Below are 21926 nucleotides of genomic sequence, written 5' to 3'. Positions count from 1 at the left end.
CGATCCGGTGACATGAACGAGACGCACGTCGAGTGGCGCGAGTGGGGGAGTGCGGCCTTTCGGGAGGCCGCGGAGACCGACCGACCGGTCCTCCTCGCGCTCACGGCGACGTGGTGTGCGGACTGCCACGAGATGGACGCACGGACCTACGGCGAGCCGCGGATCGCCGCCAACGTCAACGAGGGGTTCGTCCCCGTCCGCGTCGACGTCGACCGCCATCCGCGGGTCCGAGAGCGGTACAACATGGGGGGGTTCCCCTCGACGGTCTTCGTCACCCCCGACGGGGAGCTTCTCACCGGCGCCGGCTACCTCGGCCCCGACGGGATGCGTCAGGTGCTCGAGTCCGTCCGCACGATGTGGGCCGACAAGGGGGACGACGCCGGGCGAGTCCCCCGCGCGCTCGCCGGCGACCTCCCGCCCTCGGGCGAGCTCACGGCGGCCATCGAGGAGCACCTCGCGGGCCAACTCGAGGTCCAGTTCGATTCCGAACACGCCGGCTGGGGCGACGACGCCAAGTTCCCCCTCGCGCGGACGATCGAGTTCGCGCTCAAACGCGAGCGCTCGCAGGCCCGTCGCACCCTGGATGCCGTTTCGACGCACCTGCACGACGACGTCGGCGGGGGGTTCTTCCGCTACGCCGGGACTCGCGCGTGGGAGGACGTCCACCACGAGCAGACGATCGACGTCAACGCCGCGACGCTTCGGGCGTTCGCGAACGCCTATCTCTACACCGGCGAACCGGCCTACGCGGAGACGGCGAGCGACGCCGTCGCGTTCCTCACGGAGGACCTCTGGACCGGCGTCGGCGTCGGCGGCAGCATCGGTCCCGGCGAGGGGCGTGCCTACTACGCGAGCGACGCCGAGGGACGCGCAGAAATGGCGGACCCCAGATACGATTACACCCTCCTTGCGGGCGGGAACGCGCTCGCGGCGGACGCGCTTTTGACCTACGCCGCCTACACCGACGACGAGCGCGCCCGCGAGTACGCGGAGCGGATCCTCGATCTGCTCCGCGACGAACTCGTCGATCCGGAGACCGGCACGGTCACGCGCTTTCGGACCGGCGACGCGACCGGGGAGGTCGACGTTCTCGAGGATGCTGCCCGCGTCGTTGCCGCGTTCGTCCGCGCGCAAGGCGTCCTCGGCGAGGGGATCGACGTCGCGCGTGCCGTCGCCGACCGTGCGATCGACGTCCTCCACGCGGACGGCTCGTTCCTCGACGGACCTGCAAACGGCCCCGGACTCCTCGATCGCCCCTTCCGTCCCCTCGACACCAACGTCGAGATGGCCGACGCGCTCTACTCCCTCTCGCTTGCGACCGGGGAGGAGCGATACGCCGCCGTCGCACGCGAGACCGCCGAGTCATTCGCCGGCGCCTACGAGCGCTACGGCGTACAGATCGCGAGCTACGGCGGACTCGTGGCGCGTCTCCTCCACGGCTCGCCCGCCGTCCACGTCGCCACCCCGCCGGGAAGCGACCTCCATCGGGCCGCCTGGCGGGTGGCCGACCACGAGAAGGTCGTCGTCCCGAACGCACACCTCGCGGACGCGCCGGGCGGGCGCACCCTCGATCGCGACACGGCCGTGGTTGCCCTCCACGGGGAGACCTCCGAGCCCGCACGCACGCCCGACGAGCTGCTGTCGCGGGTCGCGGAGACGGTCGAGTAGTCTTTCGATCCGCTCCGTCCCCGGATCACTCGGCCGCGCCGTTCACTTCGGTCCGAAGCCGCTCCATCGTGACCTCGCGTTCGGCGTGGGCGTTGTGCTCGTGGATCGACTCGTCGTTCGACTGGGCCATCCGGACCACGGCGTCGTCGGGGAGGTGGTCGAACTCCGTGACCGTCCGCTCGGCCAGCGACCGCACGCAGTCCTCGACGAACTTCGCGTTCGCGTGTGCGTGGTAGGTCATGTGGTCCTCGTCCGGGCGCTTCGCCATGTTGTAGATCCGCGCGCTCATCGCGTCGCGCGCGATGTCGATCACGTCGCGCAGATCGACGTCCGGGTCGCCGTCGGCCGTGACCGTGAGGGTCGCGTGTCCCCGCTGTGAGTGGCCGGGTTGGGGGACCGCCTCGAGGAAGGACTCCGTCGTCTCCTCGTCGACGCCGAGATCGTGGAGCTTCTCCCTCGCGCGCGACTCGGACATGCCCTGCGAACACGGACAGACGGTCATGCCCGTCACCTCGGCGCCGATCTCCTCGCGGGTCCCCTCCTCGGTCGCCGTCGCCGAGGCGATGATCGTCGCCGTGTTCTGGGTCGGCCGATCCGAGGCCGGCGTTCGCTCGCGGGTGATCAACTCGGCGGTCATCTCCACCTCGGCCCGAGAAGTGTACTCGTGTTTCTCGAGGAGTCGTTCGGCGGCGTCGCCACAGACGTCCTCGACGCGGTAGGCTTCCTCGCGGGTGATGTCCTCTAAGATCTCGTCGATGACCTCCATGTTCCGGGACATGTCGAGTCCCTTCCTGCAGCTCGGGAGGTCGACGAACACCTCGAACTCCGCCATCAACACGATCGGCCGGTCGTCGCCGCGCGAGAGTTTCACGAGCTTTTGTACCCCGGTGACCCCGACCTGAGAGAGGCCGACCGCGACCTCGGGATCCGACGCCTGAACGTCCGGCAGCTGGTGGCTCATTACCTACGGGAAGGGGGGAGACGCGATTAGGGCTTTCGAAACCCGTGATCGACGAACGCCAGCACGCGCCCCGACGTCACAAGCGGCTTCACGGCCAGTCGTCGCGCTGCTCGGTCGCCTCCGCGGGCTCCTCCTCGCCGTCGGCGATCCGCCAGCCGGCCGCCTCGGCGGCGTCCTCGACCGACAGGAACTCCCAGTCGGCAGACTCGGCGAGCGCCTCGTCGTCTTCGTCGGTGCCGACGAAGACGTGCCGGTCCGTCTCGAACTGGTCTTTGATGTTCTGCAGGCTCTCTTCGACCCCCCGCGGTCCGGAGAAGAAGTCCTGGCGAACCCGGTGTTTGCGGGTGAAGTTCGTCACCACGTAGGTCGGCTGTTCGCTCACGACGCCGACGTATTCGGTCCACTGGCGGGCGTCGTTGAACACCGCGTTCGGGTCCGCGAACCGCCGGAGCGCCTCCAGCTCGAAGGCCAACGTCATGTCGGTGGATCCGCCGCTGTCCATACGTCCGGTTCGCCGCGACGGCCGAAAACCGCTTCGCTTCCGGCGTCCCCTCAGGGCTCGCTCGTCTGTGCCAGGTCGTCGACCGAGAAGCCCTCTTCCATGAGGACGTCCGTCTGGTCGCCGACGTATCGCCGCTCGCGCATCAGCTGTTTGTACGCCGACTGCGGGGCGAGGTCGCCGATCAGGACGCCGCCGACGATGCGGCCGTCCTTCAACGCGAGCCGTCGCCACTCGCCCTCGCCCGTGGTCGCTTCCACGCTCTCGTCGCCCAGCGTCGGGTGGCCGAACGAGAGGAACGGGAACTCGAAGTGGGTGATCGAGTAGGAGCTGACCCAGCGGAACTCCTCCGCGCCGTACTCGACCATGTTCCGTGCCGCGATCGTTCCCTGTTCCTTGGCGGAGCCCCACGCGCCGTTCTGTGCCCGGTCGCCGAGAACGAGGTCGTTGAACTCCGTGATGTCGCCGGCCGCGAAGACGTTGTCGACGTTCGTTCGCATGTACTCGTCGACGAGGATCCCGTCGTCCGTCTCGACAGGGGTGTCCTCGACGATCTCCGTGTTGAAGTTCAACCCGATCGCGACGCCGGCGAAATCACACTCGTAGCGCTCGCCGTTCGGGTCGATCGCCGCCTCGACGTGGCCGTCCTCGTCCACCTCGAAGCGGTCGACGCCCGAGTCGAAGACGGGTTCGACGCCCCGTTCGCGCATCGCCTCGTGCATGATCTCCGCGCCCTCGTTCGAGAGGGCGTATCGCCACCACGAGTCGCCGCGCATGAGGTACTTCGCCTCGACGTCCTGGGCGCCGCAGATCGCCGCGAAGTCGATGCCGAGTAGCCCCGCTCCCACGATGACGCCCGAGTCCGCGTCCTCCACGCTCTCCTTGATCCGGCGTGCGTCCTGGAACGTCCAGAAGTGGTGGACTCCGTCGGCATCGGCGTTCTCGACGGGCAGCTGTTGGGGGGTTCCGCCGATCGCCAACAGCAGGCTGTCGTAGGCGAACACCTCCTCCTCGTGGGTTCGGATCTCGTCGGATTCGACGTCGATGTCGACGACGAGGGTGTTGAGCCGCAGGTCGATGTCCCGCTCCGCGTACCACTCCTCGTCGTGGATGGAGATCGGGGCCTCGGGGAGCTTCCCCTTCGCGAATTCCTTTATCAGAATGCGGTTGTAGAGGGCTTCGCCCTCGTCCGTGATGACCGTGATGTCGGCGTCGGGACGCTCCTCGCGGAGCGTCTCGGCGGCCGACGACCCGGCGACGCCGTCGCCGACGATCACGTACGATTCGCTCATGATCGGCCGTTCGGTACGGGGGTTAATGTGGATTGCTATCGACGTGAGGAATCATGAGGAATGATCTCATGGGGTATGTCTGTAGCTCCTTTAGGACCTTACAGTCCCTCTCGTGAACGGCGTCCGTCGGGTCCGATCGTCACGAGTTCGGCTCGAATCGTCACGAGTTCGGTTCCCACCGCCACAGATTCAAGGACGTACGGGCCCAACCCGCGAGCATGAAGATCAGCCAGAACGTCCGCCACTGGGCCGCGAAGAAGGCGCTCACGGCCCCGGTTCTCGGCGACCTCGCGAACGACAAGCTCGTCGATCTCCACACCACGATCTTCTTGAACCAGGCGGACGACGACCGGCGCGAGCAGCGTCGCGACCACCTCGACGACTTCTTCGATGCGACCATGGACGCCTACGTGACCGCCCTCGAGGCCGGGTTTCCGGAGGCTGAGGCCCGCGAGATAACCCACATCCAGGCGAACTTCGACTTCTTCAACCACGGGTGGACCGAGATGATGGAGATCCCGGGCGACGAACTTGAGGCGCACTACCGACGCTACGAGGACTTCTTTACCGAACACGGGATCACGATCGACGACCCGCTCGGCGAGTTCCACCCCGAATCGGGGATCGCCGACGCCCCCGCGACCCCGGAGCGGCTCGAGGAGCCCGAATACGAGAACGCGATCGCCGGGTTCGCGGACGACGTCTACGTCGAGACGGAATCGGGCGAGACCGTCGTCGGCGACGCCGGCGAGCCCGAGGACGTCGATCCGAGCGCGACGCCCGGGCTCGACGAGGACGCCGACTACGCCAACGCGAACGGGCTCACCGAGGATTCCCCCGCCGGCGACGACCGCGAGCGCGCCTGACCCTCGCGGGCGAGCCTGGCCCTCCCGGATCGGACTGCTTTTTCCGTGCCCCATCGAGGATCCCCGTATGCTCATCACCGGCGGGGCGCTCGCAGACGGGCGGGTCCGCGACGTCCGCATCGACGGGGAGACGATCGACGCCGTCGCGTCCGACCTCGAGCCAGCGGCCGACGAACGGGTGATCGACGCTCGCGGCAAGCACGTGCTTCCGGGCGCGATCGACGTTCACGTCCACTTTCGCGAGCCGGGCGGGTTACAAAAGGAGACCTGGAAGACGGGATCGCGGTCGGCCGCGGCGGGCGGCGTGACGACCGTCGTCGACCAGCCGAACACTGACCCGCCCACCGTCGACGGCGGGTCCTTCGACGCGAAGGCCGCCACCGCGGCCGAGGACTCCCTCGTCGACTACGGGATCAACGGCGGCGTCACCGCGGCGTGGCGTCCCGAGGAGCTGTTCGACCGGCCGGTGTTCGCGCTCGGCGAGGTCTTCCTCGCCGACTCGACCGGGGAGATGGGGATCGAGATGGACCGCTTCGAGGACGCCCTCGACCGGGCGACGGCCGCGGGCGTTCCCGTGACCGTCCACGCCGAGGACGCGGACCGATTCGATCCGGACGCGCTGTCGGGCGATCTCGGCGGCGTCGGGCGTCGTGCCCGAAGCGAGCGCTGGTCGGCGTTTCGAACGCCGGACGCCGAGGCGGCGGCCGTCGAGCGCGCCGTCGCGGCCGGCGAGGACGTCGAGGGGCACGTTCACATCGCCCACACCTCGACGCCGGAGGGGATCGACGCGACCGCCGGAACCGGGGCGACCTGCGAGGTCACCCCGCACCACCTCTTCTGCTCGACGGACGACTGCGACCGGCTCGGGACGTTCGGCCGGATGAACCCCCCGCTTCGCGATCCCGACCGTCGTGCGGCCGTCTTCGAGCGGCTCCGCGACGGTCGCGTCGACGTGGTCGCGACCGACCACGCGCCCCACACCGCCGCGGAGAAGAACCGGACCCTGACCGAGGCGCCGAGCGGCGTGCCCGGCGTCGAGACGATGCTCCCCCTGCTCTTGGCGGCGGTTCGCCGGGACGAGCTGACGCTCGAGCGCGTCCGCGACGTCACCGCCCGAAATCCGGCGTCGATCTTCGGACTCGAGCACAAGGGCGCGATCGAGGCCGGACGGGACGCGGACCTGGTCGTCGTCGACCTCGAGGATCCCTCCGACATCCGAGCCGCCGCGCTTCACTCGAAGTGTCGGTGGACCCCCTTCGAGGGGATGACCGGGGTGTTCCCCGAGATCACCATCGTTCGCGGCCACGTCGCCTACGAGCGGGACACGGTGATCGGCGTGGAGTCCTTCGGCGACCCGATCGGAGAGAACGCCCGCGCACGCGACCCGATCGGCGCCGTCGACGACGCGGACGGGGGACGCTGAGGCCGGCGTCGGAGAAATCCCCGCCGATCCGTGGTGACGGTCGGCGTCGGCCAACGCTCCGCCGATCCGTGGTGACGGTCGGCGTCGGTCAACGCTCCGCCGATCCGTGGTGACGGTCGGCGTCGGTTAACGCCCCGCCGATCCGTGATACCGACGCCGGGGGTCCCGACACTATTTAATACCGGCATCCAGTAGGTTCGAACCGTAATGTCGGAAGTCTGCTCGACGTGCGGGCTGCCCCAGGAACTCTGCGTCTGCGAGGACGTCGCCAAGGAGTCCCAGCAGATCAGCATCCGCATCGACGAGCGAAGGTACGGAAAGGAGGTAACGGTCATCGAAGGATTCGACCCCAAGGACGTCGATCTCGACTCGCTGTCGTCGGATCTCAAATCGAAGTTCGCCTGCGGCGGCACCGTCGAGGACGACGCCATCGAGCTGCAGGGAAACCACTCCGGGCGCGTCGAGGAGTTCCTCCGCGAGAAGGGGTTCAACGTCGCGTGACCGTCACCTGACCCCGCCGTCGAGCCGTCGTTTTTCGGTCGCGGACGACGCGTGAGCGGCCGCGTTTTCCGTCGGTTTCCGGTCGCTTACGATCGTCTACGATCGTCTCACAGATCGACGCGGATCGTCGATCGACGGACGAATGACCGCCGCCGTGTGAACTGCCGCCCGGTCACCCGCGACGGCGCATGCCGGCCGCCGAGACCCTACGCCTCGAGCGAGGTCTCGGCGTCGTCCGCCTCCGAGTCGGCGTCGTCAGTCCCCGAATCGTTACCGCCTTCTCCCTCGTCGAGATCCTCGAGCGCCGAGAGCGCCGCCGCGCGGTAGGTCTCGGGGTCGAGATCGTAGTGTTCGCGTGCCATTCGCGCGTACTCGTTGGCCTCGTCGTCGAACCGGGCGACGCGCTCTATCGTCCGCTCCGCGGTCTCGGCGACCCAGCGATCGCGGACGGCGGCGTCGACCGGGGTGATCGACTCCGGGCGGACCGAGACGTTGATCGAGCCGTCGTCTGTCTCGTAGGTCCGCGGCTTGCCGACCACGGCGACGTACGCCGGCGGCTCGAGGTCGCGGAGCGTGCTCGCGGCCTCGGGCTGGTACTGGCCGGCGTAGACGAAGAACGTCCCCGTCGGATCGACGATCCGGCCGCGCCAGTACTCGTTGTCCTCGCCCACGTCGTCCTTCTCCGTGAGCGTGCCGACGAGGAACACCCGGTTCGCGGACTCCCCGGTGGGAAGCAGCGAGTAGACGGGCGCGCGCTCGTCGTCGGACTCCTTGAACGTGTAGCCGGCGTCGTTGAACTCGGTGGCGAAGACGCGCCGGGCGACCTCCCTCATGGGGGTGGATTCGCTTTGACTCATCTCAGATCGACCTCGCGTTGATCAGCGCGCGTTCGACGTCCACCGGCCCGGGCTCCTCCGTCTCGTCCGCGAGCACGTACCGGCCGAGCGTCGGACCGGTGACCCGGTAGTACCGCCCGAGGATGCCCTCCGACATCTCGTCCGCGACCACCGTCGTATCGAGCGCGTCCATCGCCAGCTGTTTGGCCTCCTCGAGGCCCATGCCGGTCAGCTCCTCCGTGGCCTCCCGGTCGAAGATGACCTCGTGGACCTCCCGCCCGTCGTCGAGGACGCCCTTGATCCGGAGGTCGAACTCGCCGTCGACCTTGCCGTGTTCGCTACAGCGCCCGTTCTGGAGCACCCGCGTGCAGTCCTCCTCGGGACACCGCTTTATGAGACCGGAGCCGGACTGGACGTCGACGAGGGCTCCCTCGACCGTCTCGGCGTTGTCGCCGACCTCGATCTCCTCGTCGATCTCCGAGATTCCGGTCGTCCGGTTGAGCTTGACCGAGTACCGTCCCTCGTACTCGTCGGTGACGACGTTCGAGAGATCGTAGGCCTGATCCTCCTCGAGCAGGGGAAGATCCGAGGTCTCGAAGGCTGTGAACTTGATCGTCCCCGACTCGTCCCCGAGCAGCCCGACCTGGGCGACGGCGTCGCTTCGGGGCTCCCAGAGGTCGACGACGCGCACGCGCAGGTCGACCCACTGTTCGTCCTCGTCGATCTCGTTCACCTGGACCCGTTCGCTCCCGCCCCGTCCGAGCTCGTCGCGCTCGAGGCCGGCCTCGTCGAGGTAGTCGTTGGTGATGCTCCGTCTCGCCTCCTCGACGGGCACCCGGTATTCGGTGACGAGGTTGTCCAGCCGGGCCTCGATCTCGTCGACGTCCGGGTCGAGGTGGTCCGAGAACTGTTCGGCTATCGCTTCCGCGTGGTCTCGTAGTTCCGTCATGGTTGTTGCCTCCGGCGTGTTTTCGAATGGGAGGCGTGGGCCCCTTGGGGCGGCATGTGGTAAAAAGTTCCGTAGCCGCGGTGAAAGTGGACGACCGGCCGACTGCGGCCGATCAGGCCGTCTCGCGTGCGACGAACGTCGGACGCACGCGGGCGGCGTTTCGAGTGGAGATCATGCTCGTTCGAGCGGAGATCGTGTCGGTTCGAGTCGGCGGGCGAGCCCGCCGCGCTCCGGTCCCCACAACGAAGGGTAGTTGGGCGTCGCCCCCGACGGTTCGGGTATGAGAACGGCGCTCGTCGTGTTGGACGGGTGGGGGATCGGCGACCACGACCGGCGGAACGCGGTCGCGGCCGCCGACACGCCCACCTTCGAGGGGATATCGGCGAAGGGAGCCTCCGGCCGACTGACCGTTCACGGCCGGCGGGTCGGGCTGCCCGAGGGACAGATGGGCAACTCCGAGGTCGGACACCTCAACATCGGGGCCGGTCGGGTGGTGAAACAGGCCTACACCCGGATATCGGACGCGATCGCCGCCGGCGAGCTGGCCGACAACGAGGCGCTTCGCGAGGCGTTCTCCTTCGTCGACTCCCACGGGGGACGGGTCCACTTCATGGGACTCGTCTCCGACGGCGGGGTCCACTCCTCCGTCGACCACCTGAAGGCGCTGATCGATCTCGCCGACGACGCGGGCGTGCCCGCGAGCACCCACGCCTTCACCGACGGCCGGGACACGGCCCCCGAGATCGCGGACACGTTCCTCGCGGACGTCTCGGACCACGCCGCGGACGTCGCCACCGGCGAGGTCGCCACCGTGACGGGTCGGTATCACGCGATGGACCGCGACCGGAACTGGGAGCGAACCCGGAAGGCCTACGAGGCGATCGTGAACCGCGAGGCCCCACACGTCGCCGATTCGGCCGTCGAGGCCGCCGAGCGCGCCCACGAGCGCGGCGAGACGGACGAGTTCATCGAACCGACGCTCGTGGCCGACGAGCCGGCCCTCTCGGACGGCGACGCGGTCGTCTTCTTCAACTTCCGGGCCGATCGCGCCAGACAGCTCGTCCGTCTGCTCACCGGGACCGAGCCGGAGTGGCCCTTCGATCTCGACCAGCCCGAGATCCGGATGGTGACGATGACCGAGTACGACGAGACCTTCGAGTTCCCGGTCGCGTTCCCCCCGGAGATCCCGGAGGATACCCTCGGCGAGGTGGTCGCAGACGCCGGGCTCCGACAGCTCCGGATCGCCGAGTCGGAGAAGTACGCCCACGTCACCTACTTCCTCAACGGCGGCCGCGAGGTGGAGTTCCCCGGCGAGATCCGGACGATCGTCGAGAGTCCGGACGTCGCGACCTACGATCGCCGGCCCGAGATGTCCGCGCGCGAGGTCACGGACGAGGCGATCGCCACGATCCGCGAGGACGACCCCGAACTGGTCGTGTTGAACTACGCCAATCCCGACATGGTCGGCCACACCGGGGATTACGAGGCCGCGATCCGCGCCGTCGAGACGGTCGATGACCAGCTCGACCGGCTCCTCGCGGCGATCGCGGACGCCGACGGACACGCCATCGTGACCGCGGACCACGGCAACGCCGACGACATGGGCACGGCGGCCGAGCCGCACACCGCCCACACGTACAATCCGGTCCCGTTCGTCTACCTGTCGCCGGCCGGCGACGACCGCGGCCGGTCGATCCGCGAGGACGGGTCGCTTTGTGACGTGGCTCCGACGATCCTCGAGACGATGGGGATCGACCAGCCGGACGCGATGACCGGCGAGTCGCTGCTCGAGTGATCCGTCACGCGAAGACGCCGGTGTCGAACCTATTCCGAAAAGTCGCGCCGCATCGCGATCTCGAACCAGGGACACAGCCTGAGCTGGCGGTACCACTTCGGGTGTTCGTGGAGGTGCTCGTAGTCCACCCACAGCAGCCCGGCGATCTCCTCCTCGTCGGGGTCGAGGCTGACGTCCGTGAGGGTGACCTTGAGCACCGCACAGACCTCCCACTCGACGCCCGCGTTCGGGTAGTAGCGTTTGTACTCGAACTTGTCCGTCACGCGGAGGTCGTCGTACTGGTCGGGCGTGATCCCGAGTTCCTCCTCGAGACGCTGTTCCGTCGCCTCCGCCTGGGTCTGTCCCTCGACCGGGTGGGAGGCGACCGTCCCGTCCCAGTGGGTGTCCCACAGCCGCTTTCCGGGCGCGCGCTGGGCCAACAGGAGCCTGCCGTCGCCGTCGAAGACGAGGCAGGTGAACGCCCGGTGGCGGATCCCGTCGCCGGTGTGTGCGTCGAGGCGATTGACCGTGCCCTGTGCTGTGTCCTCGGAGTCGACCGCGATGACGTCCTGGTTCGCGTTCTCGTGGTCGAGTTCGTCCTCGGGTCCGCCGCTGGACTCGCCGCCGTCGGCGATCGGAGGGCGATCGGCCGCGTCGTCTGCGTTCATACGGTATGGGACGGCGAGCCCCCCTAATAAGAATTCGATCGATACGGACCGGATCGCCGTCGGATCTCGTTCCCCTGGATCGTCGATCGCCTGCGTTCTCGGCTCACCCAGCCGTTGGCGGTCTCGGCTCACCCAGCCGTTGGCGGTCTCGGCTCACCCAGCCGTTGGCGGTCTCGGCTCACCCAGCCGTTGGCGGTCTCGGCTCACCCCAGCCGCTCGTCGAGGATGAGGCGCGTCTTCGTCGATTTGACGTCGTCCATCTCGCGGGCGTCGGTGATCAGCTCGTTGACCGCGCCCGTGTCGACGCAGTCGACGACGAGCACGATGTCGTCCTCGCCGGAGACCTGCCAGACGAAGTCGACCTCCTCCCAGTCGGCCATCCGCTCGCTCACGGCGCTCGTGTCGACGTGGACCTCGACGGAGATCTCGATCATCGCCTTCACGTTGCCCGTCCGCGTCGTCACCGTGAACCGCTCGATGACGCCCTCCTCGTTCATTCGCTCGACCCGGTTCCTGACCGTGCCCTCCGAGGTCCCGACCTCGTCCGCGATCTCGGTATACGGGGTGCGCGAGTCCCGACGGAGGACGCCGAGGATCTGCCGATCGAGTTCGTCCATGTCGGTCCGTGGGACCGCGGCCATATACTGATTACGAATTTCGTAACTCAACTACGAACGACGCACTTATTAGGGTAGCTCCGTACGTTTCTCGTAATGACGGACGCCTACATCGCGTTGGCAGACGGACGCGTGCTCGAGGCGCGCACCCGCGCACCGGGGCGTACACGTGGCGAACTGGTCTTTACGACCGCGTACACCGGTTACGAGGAGTCGCTCACCGATCCCTCGTACGCCGAGCAGGTCCTCACGTTCTCGTATCCGCTGATCGGAAACTACGGGGTCCGCTCCGAGCGGTTCGAGTCCGACAGGGTCCAGCCGCGCGCGGCGATCGCCCGCGAGTTCACCGACGACGTCGCGGAGTGGCTCGCCGAGGAGGGGATTCCGGCGATCGACCACCTCGACACGCGCGAACTCGTCACGACCGTCCGCGAGGAGGGCGCGATGGCCTGCGGGATCGCCGCCGGAGAGGACGTCACGCCCGAGGACGCGAAGGCCGAGATGGAGGCGTGCAAGCCGATGAGCGACCACGTCGACATCGGCGCCGGCGTCTCCGTCTCCGAACCGACCGTCCACGAGGCCGATCCGAACGGCGCGGTCGACGCGCGGATCGCCCTTCTCGACTGCGGCGCGAAGGGTTCCATCGTCGAGTCGTTGAACGAACGCGGCGCGGACGTCCACGTCCTGCCCTACGACTCGACCCCCGCGGACGTCGAGGCCGTCGATCCCGACGTCCTGTTCGTCTCGAACGGTCCCGGCGATCCGGAGAACTTCGAGGCCGCGAAGGCGGTCGTGAACGCCTTCGCGGGCGATCTCCCCCTCGCGGGCATCTGTCTGGGCCAGCAGATCATCGCGAGCGCGCTCGGCGGCTCGACGGAGAAGATGACCTTCGGCCACCGCGGGGTCAACCAGCCAGTCAAGGACCTCCGGACCGACCGCGTCGTGATGACGACCCAGAACCACGGCTACACCGTCTCCGACCCCGGGCCGCTTGAGGTCACCCAGGTCAACGTCAACGACGACACGGCCGAGGGGCTCGAAAGCGAGGAGTACGGCGTCATCACCCGCCAGTACCACCCCGAGGCGAACCCCGGACCCCACGACTCCCTCGACTTCTTCGACGACGTGCTCGCGATGTCCGACTCGACCGCCGAGGTCGCGGCCGACTGACCGGGGATCGGAGCCGATCTTCGCCCCGACTCGCCAGTTCCGCCCGACTCGCCTCGACCCGAACGGCTATCTTCCTCGCTCCGCCTTCCGTGAGACATGGACACGGACGAACCAGCCGACGCCGACGGAATCGGGAGTATCCCGGAAGGCGAGGAGATGCGCGCGCTCGTCGTCGGGGCGAGCCGCGGCATGGGGCGGGCCATCGTCGAGACGCTCGCGGACCAGGGGGCCGCGGTCGCCATGGCGGCCCGGTCGATCGACGAGCTTCGCGAGCTATCGGCGACGCTCGACGGCGAGACGGTGCCCATCGAGTGCGACGTCCGCGAGACGGCCGCGGTGAACCGGGCGGTCGAACGCGCGCTCGAGGAGTTCGGCGGTCTCGACGCCGTCGTCACCACCGTCGGCGTGCTCACTCGCGGACCGATCGACGAGGCGACCGACGAGGACCTCGAGTTCGTCGTCGACACCAACCTGCTCGGCGCGCTGCGGGTCGCGAGGGCGACGATCCCCCCGTTGGTCGAGACGGACGGATCGCTCGTGTTCGTCTCCTCGGAGGCCGCCACGCGCGGCGTCCCGAATCTGCCGGCCTACTGTGCGACGAAGGGGGCGATCGACGCGTTGACACGCCAGCTCGCCGTCGAATACGCCGACGAGAACGTACGGGTCAACGCCGTCGCGCCGGGCACGACCCGGACGTCGATGAACGAGGCGGTCCGCAACGAGGATCCGGACTGGGAGGATCGGCGCGCACGTGACATTCCGCTCGGGCGGCTCGGCGAGGCCGGGGACGTCGCCGAGACGGTGGCGTTCCTGCTCTCGCCGGGGGCCGACTACGTCACCGGCGAGGTGATCGCCGTCGACGGCGGCAGCACGGCGCGGTGATGGTTCCGCCCTCGTGGATCCGGGGGCTCACCGCAGCCACGAGGCGACCCGCGCGATCCGGTGGGCGCCCTGAAGCGCGCCCACGCGGGCCGTCGAGGCGGCGGTGAACGCCGCCCACCGTGCCGCGGCCGCGCTCCGGACGGCACCCGTCTTCGCGTAGTAGCCGGACTTGCGTCCCGCGGCGATGGCGTAGTGTCTGGCCGCCATCGGCACGGGCGCGCGCTTGCCCGACACGGTTGTCGTCCCGTCGCGGATCGCCTCGAGCACGTCCGCGGATTCCACCGCGTCGATCGACGCCGCGTCGTCGATCTCGACCTCGGTGAAGGCCCGTCCCACGTACTCGAGCGTGTGGGCGTCGCTCGCGGCGACGCCCGGAAGGGCGTTCTCGGCGGCGAACCGCCGAGCCTTGCGGTTTCGATAGCCCGTGAACAGCCACGCGTTGAACACCTCGATGGCGTCGACGCCGCTCGGGGGAGTCGCCCCGTCCGCTCCGGTCGGGGCTTCTCCGTCCGCGGTCGCGGGCGAGGGTTCACCGCCGTCCGCCGCCGTGGGCGAGGATTCCGTCCCGTCCCCTTTGGTTGCGATCCCCGACGCGTCCGCTTTCGTCGGGATGTAGCGACGACGGACGCCGTGTCGCGACCGCTGGAAGGGGTGGGGGACGATCGCCACCCCGCCGTGGTCGTGGATCCACTCCACCGTCTCGTCGTAGGGGACGCGATGCGGGGGCATCGAGTCGACGCCGATCGCGAGCAGGTGCCCGTGGGCGGTCGAGACCTCCACGCCGGGGATCCCGATCAGCCCGTACTCGGGCGCGAGTTCGGCGGCGCGAACCGACTCGGAACAGACGTCGTGGTCGGTGATGACCACCGCGTCGAGCCCGATGTCTGCGGCGTGTTCGAGGATCAACTCGACCGGCTCGTGGCCGTCGTAGGACGCCTCCGAGTGGACGTGCGGGTCGATCCTGACGGTGACGTTCTCGTTCGACACGCGTGCGTCTACGGCGGTGTCACATATAAACGCGATCGCTCGAGAGGAGATCGGGGCTCTCAGGGGATGATCAGCGTCTTCAGCGAGCCCTGATCCTCCGCGGATTCCGTCTCCCGTGCGAAGACCTCCGGAAGCTCCTCGAGCGGATGGCTGTTCGAGTTCTCGAGGATGACGTCGATGTCGAAGACGTCACGTTCCACGGCGCGATACGCCTCGCGGGCGTACTCCACGGCCTGCAGCTCGGTGTAGTGCATCGCGTTGAGGTTCTGCACCTCGAGTCCGTCCTCGTGGAAGCGATGGAAACAGAACTCCTCTATCGGCTCGTAGTTGTCCCCGTATAGCGCGAGGACCCCGTTGTGTGCGACCATTCCGAGCGCCTGTTTGATGCCGACCCCGGTCCCGCCCACGGCCTCGACGGCCACGTCGACGCCCTCGCCCTCGGTCAGCTCGTCGACGCGCGCTACGGGGTCCTCCTCCTCGGGATTGATCGCGACGTCGGCGCCGAGGTCCTTCGCGATCTCCAGCTTCTCGTCCGCGACGTCCACCGCGAAGACCCTCGAGGCGCCCGATTCGATCGCCCCCTGGAGGAGTATGTTGCCGGCGAAGCCCGCGCCGTTCACCGCGACCGTGTCCCCGAGTTTGACGTCCATCCGCCGGGCGGCCCACGCCGCACACGCGAGCGCCTCGTAGAGGCACCCGACCTCGAAGGACACGCCGTCCGGGATCGGCTGGACGTTCGAGACGTCCGTCACCCAGTAGTCCGTGTAGGTCGGGTAGTAGAGGCTTCCCACCCGGTCGCCGACCGAGACCGACCCGCCGCCGAGGTACTCGTCGACCGCCGATCCCACCGCCTCTATGGTCCCGCCGCCCTCGTGACCGAGCGGACCCATCGGGTAGGAGTGTCGTCGCCCTTCCCCCTCGTGGTATTCGCCGCCCTCGTTCGGGCGACCCCTCGCTTCGTCCTCCTCCCGGACGGTCACGCCCCGGTAGAAATAGCGTTCGGACCCGCAGACCGACGCCTGATGTGTCTTCACCAGCACGTCGTTGGGTCCGAGCTCCGGTAGCTCGACCGTGTCCATGTTGATCTCTCCCACGTCGAGGTACGCAACTCGGGTCTCCATGACGACTACAGGGGTCACGGATATCCACAAAAAGGTATTGGTGATACCTTTCAAACCGGATCGACGATCCCGATCGCCTCGACCCCGAGATCCATCCGCCGCCGACCGGCTTACGCTTCGCCGCCGATCGGTTCACGCCCCGTTCCCGTCGATCCGTTCCCTCGCGGACGCTAGGTCCTCGCGGGTGTTGAGGTTCTCGAAGGTCCGCTCGCTCGTCACTGCCCGGATCTCCTCGCCGTCGAGGACGACGTACTCGAGCTCGGAGAGCGCCTCGACTATCTTCCGTTTCCCGGCCGCGAGCATCCGATCGCAGGCTGCCGCCATCGGATCGGCCCGGTAGACCGCCTGCGTCGTCTGGAACCACCGGTCGTCGATCCGCGGAACCGACCCCTCGTGTCCGATCGCGCGCTCGTGGAGTCGCTCGATCAGGGTCGGATCGACGAACGGCATGTCGCAGGCGACGACCGCGACGTACTCCCCGGAGGCCCCGCGGCAGGCGTTCCTGATCCCCGCCATCGGGCCCTGGTCGGGCTCCTCGTCGACCGCGTAGCGAACCGCGAGCGGGTAGCCGTCCATCGCCTCCTCGATCGTCGGCCGCTGGTCGGCCCGGCAGTTGATCACGAGGTCCCGAACGACCGCCTCGCCGCCGCTCGCGCGGTCGCTGCCGGGATCGATCGGGTCGTCGACGCCCGCCAACCGGTCGGCGACCCGGCGGATCATCGGGGTCCCGGCGAGCGGCGCAACCGCCTTGTCGACCTCGCCGAACCGGGTCGACCGACCGCCCGCGACGATCGCGCCCGTCAGGCCCTCCGCCCCGCCCGTGGAGTCTTGCCCCCCGGTCGAAGAACGCCGATCTCCGGCCGCGGGCTCCTCGCTGACCATGGGGGAGGTTGGTCCCCGTCGCTCAAGGACTTTCCCCCGCCACTCGCGGACTTTTCCTCGATGCTCGAGGTCTCCCTCGCCACTCGCAGACTCTTCCCAAAGATCGCGGACCGGCGCGCGCTCGATGGGTCCTTCCCGTCCCGACCGCTTCCGGCCCGCGACCGGACGGCGTACCAGACGACATATACGCCGCGCGCGACAACGCTCCCCACGACTCGATGGCCGATCGGACACACGTGCTCCGCGCGGACCTCTCCGCCGGAACGCTCCGTCGCGAACGCGTTCCCGAGCGCTGGCGCCGTCTGTACCTCGGCGGGAAGGGTCTCGGCGCGCGCTATCTCCTCTCGGAGCTCGAGCCGGGGGTCGATCCGCTCGCTCCCGACAACCTCCTCTGTTTCCTCGTCGGTCCGCTCTCCGGCTCCGTGCCCGGCGAGCCGCGGTACGCCGCCGTGACGAAGTCCCCGCTCACCGGCTGTTTTCTCGACTCCTACGCCGGCGGCGAGTTCGCGGCTCGGCTGGCGGGATCGCTCGACGACTGTCTCGGGCTCCTCGTGACCGGCGCGAGCGACGATCCCGTCCGAATCGAGATCGACGGCGGCGCGGGACGGATCGTCCCCGCCGACTGCTGGGGCAGGGACGCCGTCGAGACCGCCGAACGCCACCCGGAGGCCGCCGTGGCGTGTGCCGGCCCCGCGGGCGAGAACGGCGTTCGATACGCGACGATCGCCTCCGACGGCGGCGAGCATCACGCCGGTCGTGGCGGCGCCGGCGCCGTGATGGGTGCGAAGGGGCTCAAGGCCGTCGTCGCTCGCGGGAACTCGGCGGACCCGGCAACCCCCAAGCTCGCGACCCTGCGTGAGGAGTACGAGGACCGATTCGCCGCGGATTCGACCGGCCGCTGGCACGCCGCCTCCGGCACCGCGGAGTCGGCCGAGTTCGCGAACGCCGTCGGTGGACTCGCGACCGAGGGCTGGACGCGGGACCGCTTCGAGGGCGTCGAGTCGATAGGCGTCGAGGCCGCTCGGGAGGCCTCGACCGGCAGGGAGAACCCCGATTCGGCCGTTTCCGGCGACTTCCGGGTCGAAACCGACGCCGGTGAGACGGTTCCGCGCGGCGCGGTGTCGATGTCGCTCGGCGCCGGGCTCGGTATCGACGACTTCGACGCGGTTGCCGCGCTCGGCGGGCTCTGTGACCGCCTCGGGATCGACGTCGTCTCGGCCGGCAACGCGGTCGCGTGGCTCGCCCGCTCCGCGGACGAGTCCGATGTCGTCGATGTCGACGTCGCCTTCGGGGATCCGGCGGTCGCCCGGCGCGCCATTCGACGTATCGCCGGTGTGAGTGTCGATTCCGATGAGGGCGGTTCCGATGAGATCGATCCCGAGGCGATCGAGGCGCTCCGGCTGGGCGTCGAGGTCGCCGCGGACCGGTTCGACCTCACGACCGTTCCGACCGTGAAGTCGATGACGCTTCCGTCCTACGATCCCCGGGTCGCTCCGGCGATGGCGCTCGCGTACGCCACGAGCGACCGCGGCGGCTGCCACCGCCGGGCCCGCCCGATCGAGCGCGAGGTCTTCACCGCGTGGGATCAAGGCGACCGCGTCCAGCCCGTGATCCGGGCCCAGAACGTTCGATCGCTTCTGTGGAGCCTCGTGGCCGACGACTTCGCCGGCGAGACCATGTGGTCCGACCGGGGCCAGCCCTTCATGCGTGCGCTCGATTCGACCGCCGACGTGGCGTATCCGACCGACTCGGACGCGCTCTCCGCGGTCGGCGAGCGGATCTGGACGCTGGTCCGCCTGTTCAACGTCAGGGAGGGGTTCGACCGCGGCGACGATCGGCTTCCGGACCTGTTCGCGGAACCGATCGCCGACGGGCCGGCCGCGGGACGCCGGATCGATCCGGCGGCGTTCGAGGAGACCCTCGACGCCTACTACCGCTCGCGGGGGTGGAACGCCGAGGGAGTCCCGACGGCGGCGACCATCGATCGACTGGGACTCGATCGATCGGAGCTCGACCGACCGGAGCTCGATCTCGACGACGCGCCCGACAACGCGGAACGCCAGCTCTCACGCACGGGGACTGACGACCGGTAGCTCACGCTCGGAGGGCGGCGAACCGTAGCTCACACGCTTGCGGGACGACGAACGGCGGATCACGCGCCCCAGACGGTGAACAGCAACAGGTTGTGCGCGCCCGGTCCGAGCCCGACCGCGGCGACGAGTCCGAGCAGGAGGTACCCCTCCGTCGGGTCCTCCTCGACGTAGTCGGCGAACAGCACGACGACGAGGCTCGCGACCGCGAGCTTGACGAGAACGAACAGCCAGCCGACCCCCATCGCCTCCGGCGTCGGCAGGCCGGCCGCCGCCTCCATGACGAGCCGCGACAGCGGCGTCCGCTCGCCGAACCCGAGGACGTCGACGCCGACGGCCGTCGAGACCCCGTCGAGCGCGTGTGCGAACACCGCGAGCGCACCCACCTCGCCCGTGATCGAGGCGCGGGGAACCGCCCGGACGAGCGCAAACCACGTTCCGGCCGCGATCGGCACGGCGAGGACGAGCGCCGCAGCGGGCCAGGTCGGCGAGAGGCTTCCGCTTCGCGCGCCCGCGGCCAGGGCGACGGCGACGACGGAAACGAGCGCCGCCACCCCGCTTGCGGCCAGGACCGTCGGAACCCGGCTCGCCGGGATCGCCTCCGTCGAGTCGATCGCGATCCAAACCGCGCCGGCGATCGCCGCGACCGTGAGGTAGACCGCCGGCGTCCCGGCGAACGGTCGCGCCGCCTCGGGTAACGCGCCGATCACGTACAGCACGTGCAGACACGACCCGACGACCATCCACGGCGCGAGCGCGAGTACGTGTCGAGACTCCACGCGCGGCGGGCTCCGTCGAAACGCGGCGCCGACGAGTCCGACCGCGGCGAGCAGGACGAGCAGGTGCGGCAACGCCGGCAACGTGAACCCCTCGGGGAGAAACGCCATGTCCACGAAGGCGACGCGGCGTCCCGAAAGCGTTTCGGGTCTTCTCCGAGCCGGATCCACGACACGACCGGGACGGAACGAAAGAGGACGGAACCCGACTGGACGACACCGGCGAAACCGGACGGGGAGCGCTCCCGCCGTCGCGTCGATATCTTCAAGGCTTTAGGTGGGGGCTTCCACCGTTCGCACATGAGCCACCGCGTTCTCCTGCTTGGCGCACCCGGTGCGGGCAAGGGCACACAGAGCACGAAGCTGGCCGAGGAATACGGCATCGAGCACGTCACAACCGGCGACGCGCTGCGGGCCCGAAAGGACATGGAGACGGAGTACGGCACCCCCCGCGAGTACATGGAGGCGGGCGATCTCGTCCCGGACCCGGTCGTCAACGAGATCGTCGAGGCCGCGCTCGCGGACGCCGACGGCTTCGTTCTCGACGGCTACCCGCGCAACCTCGACCAGGCCGAGTACCTCTCGGAGATCACGGACCTCGACGCCGTGATCTTCCTCGACGTCGACGAGGAGGTCCTCGTCGACCGGCTGACGGGCCGGCGCGTCTGTGAGGACTGCGGCGCGAACTACCACGTCGAGTTCGCCCCGCCCGAGGAACCGGGCGTCTGTGACGAGTGCGGCGGCGACCTCCACCAGCGCGACGACGACACCGAGGAGACGGCCAGGGAGCGGTTGTCCGTCTACCGGGAGAACACCGAACCCGTCATCGAGCACTTCCGCGAGACCGGCGACCTCGTCGAGATCGACGGCGAGGCCGCGCCCGACGAGGTCTTCGATCGGATCCGGAACGTCCTCGACGAGGAGTGATCGCCTCACGTCCGGATGCGGATGGACGCTCGATCGATCCGCTCGCCCGCGGACGCGAGCTAAAAGGTTCTTAACCGTCCGTTTCCTACCGGCTCACGATGAGCAAGGTCGAACGGAAGGTCCGTGGCCTCGTCGCGGAGGACGAGGAGATGCGCGGGGCCATAGAGACCGTCCTCGACAACGCCGACGACGGCGAGGTGAAGTGGGTCGACGTCCGCGACGAGCTGACGAGCGGACAGTGGGGCCGCCTGATCGAAAAGGGGGTCCTCGTCGACGGCGACGCCGGATTCGCGCTCGCCGACCGCGAGGGGATCGAGGCCGGACTCGAGTCCGCCGACGAGTCCGGCGGGTCCGGCGGCTCCGGCTCCGACGCCGAGACCCCCGAGGAGACGTCCTGGTCGAAGTGGGACAAGCTCGCCGGGCTCGTGACCGTCGGGTTCTTCGTCGGCTACGCGTGGGCGCCGGTCAGATCGGTCATCGCGGGGGCGGTCGACCTCGTGTTCGGACCGCTCGCCGAGATCGTCCCCTTCTACGTCGTCATCATGGTCGTCGCGCTCGCCACCGGCCTCTACTCGACGCTGTTGCGCGCCGGGATCATGGACATGGAGAAGATGGGCCAGTACCAGGACCGGATGAAGGAGATCCAACAGCGCCGCAAGGAGGCCAAAGAGCGCGACGATCAGGAGGCGCTCGACCGCATCCAGGACGAACAGATGGAGGCGATGGGCGACCAGCTCGGCATGTTCAAAGAGCAGTTCCGCCCGATGGTGTGGATCATGTTCCTCACCATTCCGGCGTTCCTGTGGATGTACTGGGTCGTCGGCTACCGCGGCAGCGAGGCCCACTACGAGCTCGGCGAGATCGTCGTCCCGATCGCCGGCCAGCCGCTCGCGTGGACCGATCCGCTCCTCGGGCCGATCCAGATCTGGATCGTCTGGTACTTCCTCTGCTCGATGGCGTTCACCCAGATCATCCAAAAGAGCCTGAACATCCAGATGTCGCCGACGTCGACCTGATCGCGGACGCCACTCCTTCCT

General features: G+C 68.8%; 21 protein-coding genes. 10 read left to right on the top strand and 11 right to left on the bottom strand.

Translation table 11 applies throughout. The features are described 5' to 3' along the window. The first annotated feature begins 12 nt into the window (after positions 1-12). On the top strand, positions 13-1668 hold the full coding sequence (locus tag ACFQE9_RS11210; protein WP_379744443.1) for a DUF255 domain-containing protein: 1656 nt from the start codon (positions 13-15) through the stop codon (positions 1666-1668). Between the two features lie 25 nt (positions 1669-1693). On the opposite strand, the gene mptA is transcribed toward ACFQE9_RS11210, so the two are convergent. The 3 genes from mptA to ACFQE9_RS11195 form a co-directional block, all read right to left on the bottom strand. After that, on the bottom strand, positions 1694-2629 hold the full coding sequence (mptA, locus tag ACFQE9_RS11205) for a GTP cyclohydrolase MptA (protein WP_379744441.1): 936 nt from the start codon (positions 2627-2629) through the stop codon (positions 1694-1696). 88 nt (positions 2630-2717) lie between these two features. Then, positions 2718-3131, bottom strand: a complete 414-nt coding sequence (locus tag ACFQE9_RS11200) for a DUF7124 domain-containing protein (protein WP_379744439.1) — start codon at positions 3129-3131, stop codon at positions 2718-2720. Positions 3132-3181: 50 nt separating this feature from the next. After that, positions 3182-4420, bottom strand: coding sequence for an NAD(P)/FAD-dependent oxidoreductase (locus ACFQE9_RS11195; RefSeq protein WP_379744437.1), 1239 nt, complete (start codon positions 4418-4420; stop codon positions 3182-3184). Positions 4421-4638: 218 nt separating this feature from the next. Between ACFQE9_RS11195 and ACFQE9_RS11190 the strand changes: the two genes are divergently transcribed. From ACFQE9_RS11190 to yciH, 3 genes are all read left to right on the top strand, one after another. Then, positions 4639-5286: a DUF6149 family protein gene (locus ACFQE9_RS11190; protein ID WP_379744435.1), complete on the top strand. Its 648-nt coding sequence runs from the start codon at positions 4639-4641 to the stop codon at positions 5284-5286. Positions 5287-5353: 67 nt separating this feature from the next. Further along, the gene (locus ACFQE9_RS11185) at positions 5354-6709 is read left to right on the top strand and encodes a dihydroorotase (protein WP_379744433.1); all 1356 of its coding nucleotides are present in this window, start codon (positions 5354-5356) and stop codon (positions 6707-6709) included. Positions 6710-6916: 207 nt separating this feature from the next. Next, complete coding sequence (gene yciH / locus ACFQE9_RS11180) at positions 6917-7210, top strand: stress response translation initiation inhibitor YciH (RefSeq protein ID WP_379744431.1); 294 nt, start codon at positions 6917-6919, stop codon at positions 7208-7210. Positions 7211-7416: 206 nt separating this feature from the next. On the opposite strand, the gene ACFQE9_RS11175 is transcribed toward yciH, so the two are convergent. Further along, complete coding sequence (locus ACFQE9_RS11175; protein WP_379744429.1) at positions 7417-8067, bottom strand: RPA family protein; 651 nt, start codon at positions 8065-8067, stop codon at positions 7417-7419. A 1-nt stretch (position 8068) separates the two neighbouring features. Further along, entirely contained in the window at positions 8069-8995 is a 927-nt protein-coding gene (locus ACFQE9_RS11170; protein ID WP_379744427.1) for a replication factor A, read from the bottom strand. 280 nt (positions 8996-9275) lie between these two features. Here ACFQE9_RS11170 and gpmI point away from each other — a divergent pair, with 280 nt between their 5' ends. Continuing rightward, the gene (gene gpmI / locus ACFQE9_RS11165; protein ID WP_379744425.1) at positions 9276-10790 is read left to right on the top strand and encodes a 2,3-bisphosphoglycerate-independent phosphoglycerate mutase; all 1515 of its coding nucleotides are present in this window, start codon (positions 9276-9278) and stop codon (positions 10788-10790) included. Positions 10791-10819: 29 nt separating this feature from the next. Here the strand turns inward: gpmI and idi are convergent, their stop codons facing one another. Further along, positions 10820-11437, bottom strand: coding sequence for an isopentenyl-diphosphate Delta-isomerase (idi, locus tag ACFQE9_RS11160; protein ID WP_379744423.1), 618 nt, complete (start codon positions 11435-11437; stop codon positions 10820-10822). A gap of 203 nt (positions 11438-11640) precedes the next feature. Continuing rightward, positions 11641-12054: an Lrp/AsnC family transcriptional regulator gene (locus ACFQE9_RS11155; RefSeq protein WP_379745591.1), complete on the bottom strand. Its 414-nt coding sequence runs from the start codon at positions 12052-12054 to the stop codon at positions 11641-11643. 96 nt (positions 12055-12150) lie between these two features. On the opposite strand from ACFQE9_RS11155, the gene carA reads away from it, so the two are divergent. Both carA and ACFQE9_RS11145 read left to right on the top strand, forming a co-directional pair. Further along, positions 12151-13224 carry a glutamine-hydrolyzing carbamoyl-phosphate synthase small subunit gene (gene carA / locus ACFQE9_RS11150; RefSeq protein ID WP_379744421.1) on the top strand — a complete coding sequence of 358 codons (1074 nt, stop codon included), beginning with the start codon at positions 12151-12153 and terminating at the stop codon, positions 13222-13224. Between the two features lie 96 nt (positions 13225-13320). Beyond that, positions 13321-14106: an SDR family NAD(P)-dependent oxidoreductase gene (locus tag ACFQE9_RS11145; protein ID WP_379744419.1), complete on the top strand. Its 786-nt coding sequence runs from the start codon at positions 13321-13323 to the stop codon at positions 14104-14106. 27 nt (positions 14107-14133) lie between these two features. Here ACFQE9_RS11145 and ACFQE9_RS11140 read toward each other — a convergent pair whose 3' ends face one another. The 3 genes from ACFQE9_RS11140 to ACFQE9_RS11130 form a co-directional block, all read right to left on the bottom strand. After that, entirely contained in the window at positions 14134-15093 is a 960-nt protein-coding gene (locus ACFQE9_RS11140) for a CehA/McbA family metallohydrolase (protein ID WP_379744417.1), read from the bottom strand. A gap of 59 nt (positions 15094-15152) precedes the next feature. Continuing rightward, the gene (locus ACFQE9_RS11135; protein ID WP_379744415.1) at positions 15153-16214 is read right to left on the bottom strand and encodes a zinc-dependent alcohol dehydrogenase; all 1062 of its coding nucleotides are present in this window, start codon (positions 16212-16214) and stop codon (positions 15153-15155) included. A 132-nt stretch (positions 16215-16346) separates the two neighbouring features. Next, positions 16347-17096 (bottom strand): molybdenum cofactor guanylyltransferase, encoded by a 750-nt coding sequence (locus ACFQE9_RS11130; protein ID WP_379744413.1) that lies wholly within the window; start codon positions 17094-17096, stop codon positions 16347-16349. A 218-nt stretch (positions 17097-17314) separates the two neighbouring features. Between ACFQE9_RS11130 and ACFQE9_RS11125 the strand changes: the two genes are divergently transcribed. After that, positions 17315-19189 carry an aldehyde ferredoxin oxidoreductase family protein gene (locus ACFQE9_RS11125; RefSeq protein WP_379744411.1) on the top strand — a complete coding sequence of 625 codons (1875 nt, stop codon included), beginning with the start codon at positions 17315-17317 and terminating at the stop codon, positions 19187-19189. A 59-nt stretch (positions 19190-19248) separates the two neighbouring features. On the opposite strand, the gene ACFQE9_RS11120 is transcribed toward ACFQE9_RS11125, so the two are convergent. Continuing rightward, a complete protein-coding gene (locus ACFQE9_RS11120) occupies positions 19249-20073 on the bottom strand; it encodes a DUF63 family protein (protein WP_379744409.1) in 825 nt (274 codons plus the stop codon). A 189-nt stretch (positions 20074-20262) separates the two neighbouring features. Between ACFQE9_RS11120 and ACFQE9_RS11115 the strand changes: the two genes are divergently transcribed. After that, on the top strand, positions 20263-20889 hold the full coding sequence (locus tag ACFQE9_RS11115) for an adenylate kinase (RefSeq protein WP_379744407.1): 627 nt from the start codon (positions 20263-20265) through the stop codon (positions 20887-20889). Positions 20890-20987: 98 nt separating this feature from the next. Then, positions 20988-21905 carry a DUF106 domain-containing protein gene (locus ACFQE9_RS11110; protein WP_379744406.1) on the top strand — a complete coding sequence of 306 codons (918 nt, stop codon included), beginning with the start codon at positions 20988-20990 and terminating at the stop codon, positions 21903-21905. Positions 21906-21926: the final 21 nt, after the last annotated feature.

The organism is Halopenitus salinus, assembly GCF_042662125.1.
Lineage (GTDB): Archaea > Halobacteriota > Halobacteria > Halobacteriales > Haloferacaceae > Halopenitus > Halopenitus salinus.
This window is presented reverse-complemented; position numbering and strand designations above follow the sequence as displayed.

Bases quoted from the DNA above. Each gene is read 5' to 3' on its own strand.
- ACFQE9_RS11210 (WP_379744443.1), top strand. From the start codon at position 13: ATGAACGAGACGCACGTCGAGTGGCGCGAGTGGGGGAGTGCGGCCTTT.
- mptA (WP_379744441.1), bottom strand. From the start codon at position 2,629: ATGAGCCACCAGCTGCCGGACGTTCAGGCGTCGGATCCCGAGGTCGCG.
- ACFQE9_RS11200 (WP_379744439.1), bottom strand. From the start codon at position 3,131: ATGGACAGCGGCGGATCCACCGACATGACGTTGGCCTTCGAGCTGGAG.
- ACFQE9_RS11195 (WP_379744437.1), bottom strand. From the start codon at position 4,420: ATGAGCGAATCGTACGTGATCGTCGGCGACGGCGTCGCCGGGTCGTCG.
- ACFQE9_RS11190 (WP_379744435.1), top strand. From the start codon at position 4,639: ATGAAGATCAGCCAGAACGTCCGCCACTGGGCCGCGAAGAAGGCGCTC.
- ACFQE9_RS11185 (WP_379744433.1), top strand. From the start codon at position 5,354: ATGCTCATCACCGGCGGGGCGCTCGCAGACGGGCGGGTCCGCGACGTC.
- yciH (WP_379744431.1), top strand. From the start codon at position 6,917: ATGTCGGAAGTCTGCTCGACGTGCGGGCTGCCCCAGGAACTCTGCGTC.
- ACFQE9_RS11175 (WP_379744429.1), bottom strand. From the start codon at position 8,067: ATGAGTCAAAGCGAATCCACCCCCATGAGGGAGGTCGCCCGGCGCGTC.
- ACFQE9_RS11170 (WP_379744427.1), bottom strand. From the start codon at position 8,995: ATGACGGAACTACGAGACCACGCGGAAGCGATAGCCGAACAGTTCTCG.
- gpmI (WP_379744425.1), top strand. From the start codon at position 9,276: ATGAGAACGGCGCTCGTCGTGTTGGACGGGTGGGGGATCGGCGACCAC.
- idi (WP_379744423.1), bottom strand. From the start codon at position 11,437: ATGAACGCAGACGACGCGGCCGATCGCCCTCCGATCGCCGACGGCGGC.
- ACFQE9_RS11155 (WP_379745591.1), bottom strand. From the start codon at position 12,054: ATGGACGAACTCGATCGGCAGATCCTCGGCGTCCTCCGTCGGGACTCG.
- carA (WP_379744421.1), top strand. From the start codon at position 12,151: ATGACGGACGCCTACATCGCGTTGGCAGACGGACGCGTGCTCGAGGCG.
- ACFQE9_RS11145 (WP_379744419.1), top strand. From the start codon at position 13,321: ATGGACACGGACGAACCAGCCGACGCCGACGGAATCGGGAGTATCCCG.
- ACFQE9_RS11135 (WP_379744415.1), bottom strand. From the start codon at position 16,214: ATGGAGACCCGAGTTGCGTACCTCGACGTGGGAGAGATCAACATGGAC.
- ACFQE9_RS11130 (WP_379744413.1), bottom strand. From the start codon at position 17,096: ATGGTCAGCGAGGAGCCCGCGGCCGGAGATCGGCGTTCTTCGACCGGG.
- ACFQE9_RS11125 (WP_379744411.1), top strand. From the start codon at position 17,315: ATGGCCGATCGGACACACGTGCTCCGCGCGGACCTCTCCGCCGGAACG.
- ACFQE9_RS11120 (WP_379744409.1), bottom strand. From the start codon at position 20,073: ATGGCGTTTCTCCCCGAGGGGTTCACGTTGCCGGCGTTGCCGCACCTG.
- ACFQE9_RS11115 (WP_379744407.1), top strand. From the start codon at position 20,263: ATGAGCCACCGCGTTCTCCTGCTTGGCGCACCCGGTGCGGGCAAGGGC.
- ACFQE9_RS11110 (WP_379744406.1), top strand. From the start codon at position 20,988: ATGAGCAAGGTCGAACGGAAGGTCCGTGGCCTCGTCGCGGAGGACGAG.